This is a genomic window from Okeania sp. KiyG1 (assembly GCF_014132355.1).
Lineage (GTDB): Bacteria > Cyanobacteriota > Cyanobacteriia > Cyanobacteriales > Microcoleaceae > Okeania.
This window is the reverse complement of the sequence record NZ_BLZO01000163.1, coordinates 1-4,916: the sequence shown is the minus strand read 5'-3', so window position 1 is coordinate 4,916 and position 4,916 is coordinate 1. Positions and strand designations below refer to the sequence as shown.

Annotated in this window: 1 protein-coding gene; it reads right to left on the bottom strand. The window is 38.9% G+C overall.

What is annotated here, in order from left to right; translation table 11 throughout:
* Positions 1–4,916: hypothetical protein (locus tag SAGCYANO_RS36550; protein ID WP_202224520.1), on the bottom strand; the 4,916-nt coding region annotated here is incomplete at both ends.

The window sequence follows — 4,916 nt, the reverse complement described above, 5'->3', positions numbered from 1 at the left end:
GGGTCTATAAATCCAAACAATTCATTCCCATCATCATCAAATAGTTTGACTTGAGCAGGATTAGTGAATCCATTTTCATTGCTCAACTCAATGAATTGAGAGAACTTTACCTCTTCCCCAATATCCAGGTCAAACTTAAACAAATCTACGTCATTTTCTGGTAAAACATTTACGTTATCACCAATTTCTCCTGAATAGTTAAATACTCCTGAGTTGGTCAGAGTTAAACCTGTATCTACTGCTTCAGCTAAAATATCATTAGTTTCATCATCTCCCAAAGTCCGACCCACAGTTTCAATGGTTAAATTATAATTTCCTACTTGGTCAGGAGAACCACCACTACCACCAGTATCATTGCTTGGGTCATAAAATGTACTTGAACCACTCACACCAATATAAAGAGTTTCTGCACCATTCTCTGCACGATAATTGTTGAAGTTAGGGTCATCGGGGTCTATAAATCCAAACAATTCATTCCCATCATCATCAAATAGTTTGACTTGAGCAGGATTGATATTAACTACTCCATTTTCATCTACTAAATCAATGAATTGAGGGAACTTCACCACTTCCCCAATATCGATGTCAAACTTGAATAAATCTACATCGTTTTCTGGTGATAGGTTGGTATTGTCTCCTATTTCTCCTGAATAGTTGAATATTCCTGAGTTAGTTAGAGTTAAACCAGTGTCTATTGCTTCAGCTCGAATATCATTAGGTTCGTCCCCAGTTCGAGAACCTGTAGTTTCAATAGTTAAGTCATAGTTACCTGCTATAAAACCAGTACCACTACCTTCAATATTGGGATTGTAATTCGTATTGCCATTACCACTAATACCAACGTAGAACGTACCTATTTCCACTGCTTCATAGAAAACATAGTTAGGGTCTGGATCGGGAGATAATGATATAGAAGTTCCTGTAGAATCAAACAGTTGTACCTCAGCATTAGCGAACATAGGATTGCCGCTTTCATCTAACAACTCTATAGTTGCTGGTAAACGAACTGTCTCTCCTACATCCAAGTCAAACTTAAATAAATCTACATCATCTGGTTGCAACAGATTTGTGTTATCACCAATTTCACCAGAATATGTGTATGTACCTGGGTTGGTTAGGGTGAGTCCGGTGTAAGTTGCTCGTGTTAGAGTATCGTTTGGTTCTTCAAAAAGAATCGAACCTATATCGTCACCTGCTAGTCCTGATATCGGATAATTTAAGTCAATACTCCGTTGTAATGTACCAGCACGGTTAAGTATTGCTATACTAGGAGGAAATGAACTGTTATCGCTTACATAAATCTCGTTATCAACAACAGCAACTCCATTAGTATCAGGGATAGGGAAAGAATTGGTAATTAAACCTGTTGTCGGATTTATTTCTAAAAGTTCTCCTGAAAATCCATCAGTTGTAGTTGCTAGTAAGGCGTTAGGTTCTGTAATTCCAGCTAGTCCTCCATCTAGCGACATTGAGAACAAGTTATTAATTCCATCAATATCTAAAGTATTAGTAATTTGATCTATTACAGGATCGAACTCTAGAATATCTCTGTCCGAAGAGTCTAATATATAAACCTTTCCTTCCAGAACTGCTAAACCCTCAAAACTACCTGAATCAAAGATGGGGTCGTTATCCCTGACTGCTCCTGTATCTGGGTCTAGTTCCCATAGTTCGGTATTAACATTACTGTTATTTTGCCCAACCAAGAATAAACTGTCACCGTCAAAAGCTAAACCTTGACTTCCTGATGAAAATGTTTCGGGAGCTGAGAAACTATTAATTTCGGCTCCTGTTTCAGGGTTTAACTCAACTATTTCATCAGAACCGTCATCCTTGAATGCAAACAAGCGGTTACTCTCAATTTTGCCCATTTCACGACCGATAGTTTCAATAGTTATACCGTAGCTACCTGCTACAGAACCAGAACCACTACCTTCTACATTCAGGTCGTAATTTGCATTTCCAGTACCGCTAATACCTACATAAAAAGTACCTGCTTGGTTTTCTTCAATAACAGCAAAAGAATTATAACCAGGTAGTTCTGGCAATAAGCTCAAAGTATTTCCTGTAGCATCAAACAGTTGCACTACTGCATCTCCCACAGGAAAACCTTCTTCATCTATTATTTCTACCCTGTCTGGTAAACGGACTGTTTCTCCCAGGTCTAGGTGTATCTCAAACAAATCTACATCATCTTCTCGTCGCAGATTAGTATTATCGCCGATTTCACCAACATAGCTGAAAATACCGTGGTTATCACGGGTAAGTCCGGTCTGAGTTGCTCGTTCCCTGGTATCATTTACTTCTTCAAAAAAGTCTTCATTAACAAATGCCAAACCACCACCATATTCTATTCCAGTATCGCCAATTACTGTCACTTCTGCTGTTGAAGCATCTATCTCGTAAAGTAAAGTGTCGCCATCTCGTTTAGCATACAATACATTTTTCGCTGCATCAAAGGCTAATCCTACATTAGTCCATGATGAGATTCCCGTATCTCCAATAGTAAACCAACTATCAGCATTGGGGTCGTAGAACATCAAATCTTGACTGGAACCTAAACCATATACTCCTCCGTTACCAAAAGCTAATCCGTCTACATTAGAGGAACTAAGGTTAGAAATTTCTTCTCCTGTATTGGGGTTGATGCTATAGAAACCACCGCCATCTGTTCCATAGAGAATATCTTTGGAAGCATCGTATGCTAGTCCGTCATAATTCAAAAAGTTATCACCAATTTGATTGGCAACACTACCATCAGCATTGATTTTGAATAACTCGTTACTACCACCATAGAGGAAACTTGAGGATTCCCCGGGAGCTAGACCACGCATCCCTATAAAATTACTATTAGTGCTAACACGATTAGCATTACCTGTGGTTGTATTGAGAGTGTACAAATCTCCAAAACTATCTGCAGTAAAGTACAATTTACCTTTAGAGACCCGATCAACTAATGCTAAACCACCACCGTCTACTACTCCTGTATCCCCAATACTCTGAGTTTGTGCTGTTGAAGCATCTATCTCGTAAAGTAAAGTATCGCCATCTCGTTTAGCATACAATACATTTTTTTCTGTATCAAAAGCTAATCCTACATTATTCCATGATGAGATTCCCGTATCTCCAATAGTAGACCAATTGTTAGCATTGGGGTTGTAGAACATCAAATCTTGACTGGAACCTAACCCATATACTCCTCCGTTACCAAAGGCTAATCCCTCTAGAGAACTGAAAGGGGAGCTAAGGTTAAATTCTTCTCCTGTATTGGGGTTGATGCTATAGAAACTACTGCCATTTATTCCATAGAGAATATCTCTGGAAGCATCGTATGCTAGTCCCTCATAATTCAAAAAGCTATTACCAATTTGATTAACAACAGTACCATTAGCATTTATTTTGAATAAGCTGTTATCGCTGCCATAGAGGAGACCTGAAGAGTCGCTGGGAGCTAGACCACGCGTCCTTATCCCTATGAAATTAGGATTAGTGCTAATAGGAGTTGCATTACCTGTGGTTCTATTGAGACTGTACAAATCTCCATCAGGAGAGTCTGAACTAAAGTACAGTTGAGGTGCTATAGTTCCAGTACCTCCCATCTCCCGACCAATAGTTTCGATAGTGAAACCGTAGTTACCTGCAGCGGAACCAAAACCACTGCTAATACCAAGGTAAAAAGTACCTGCTTCGTTAGCTTCGTAAATGTTGTTGTTACCACTACCAGTAGGTAGTAAGTTAAGAGTCGTCGGAAATGGTATTCCTGTTTCATCAAACAGTTCTACTTCTGCATTGGCGATAAAATTACCATTTTCATCTAATAATTCTATATTTTGCGGTATACGAACTCTTTCTCCCAACCCTAAGTCAAATTTAAAGAAGTCTACATCATCTTCTGGCAGAACATTAGTGTTATCGCCGATTTCACCAAAGAAGCTGAAAGTACCGTCGTTGTTCAGGGTTAATCCTGTGTTGGTCGCTTGCGCTATAGTATCGTTCGGTTCTTCGTAGACATCATCATTCACTAATGCTAAACCACCACCGTCTAAAAATCCCGTATCGCCAATACTTGTGGTTTGTGCCGTTGATACATCTATCTCATAAAGTAAGGTATCGTTATATCGTTTAGCATACAGTACATTTTTCTCAGCATCAAAAGCTAATCCTGCATCTTGCCATGATGATATTCCGGTATCTCCAATAACAGACCAATTATCATTACTGGGGTCATAAAATAGCAAATCTTGGCTATCACCTAAACCATACACTCCTCCATTACCAAAGGCTAATCCTGACAAAGACGTAGGAGACAAACTAAGGTCAGAAATTGGATTGCCCGTACTTTGATTGACAGTATAAAAATTTGAACCATCTGTTCCATAGAGAATGTTTCTGGAAGCATCGTATGCTAGTCCATTAGTATTAGTATTAAGATTTCCAATACCAGTTGAATTAGCAACGCTACCATCAGCATTTATTTTTAATAAATTGTTGAATTCGCTGCCATAAAGGAAACTTGAGGAGTCACTGGGAGCTAGACCAACATTCCCACTCACATTATCGCCGTTAGTACCAACAAGAGTAGGATTACCTGTGCTTGTATCTAAAATGTACAAACCTTCATCGTTGAAAGCAGCATCTCGACTAAAATACAATTTACTTTGAGTACCTCCCATCTGACGACCAATAGTTTCAATAGTCAAGTCATATTTTCCTGGAGTTCCAGCAAAACCACTGCCTTCTATATTGGGGTCATAACCACTGTTACCACTACCACTAATACCAACATAGAAAGTACCTGCTTGGTTAGCTTGGTAAATAACGTATCCAGGATTGGAAAGGTCGAATAATGGGGGAGAAATTGGAATTCCTGTAGAATCAAACACTTGTACTTCTGCATCTACATTAGTATCATTGCC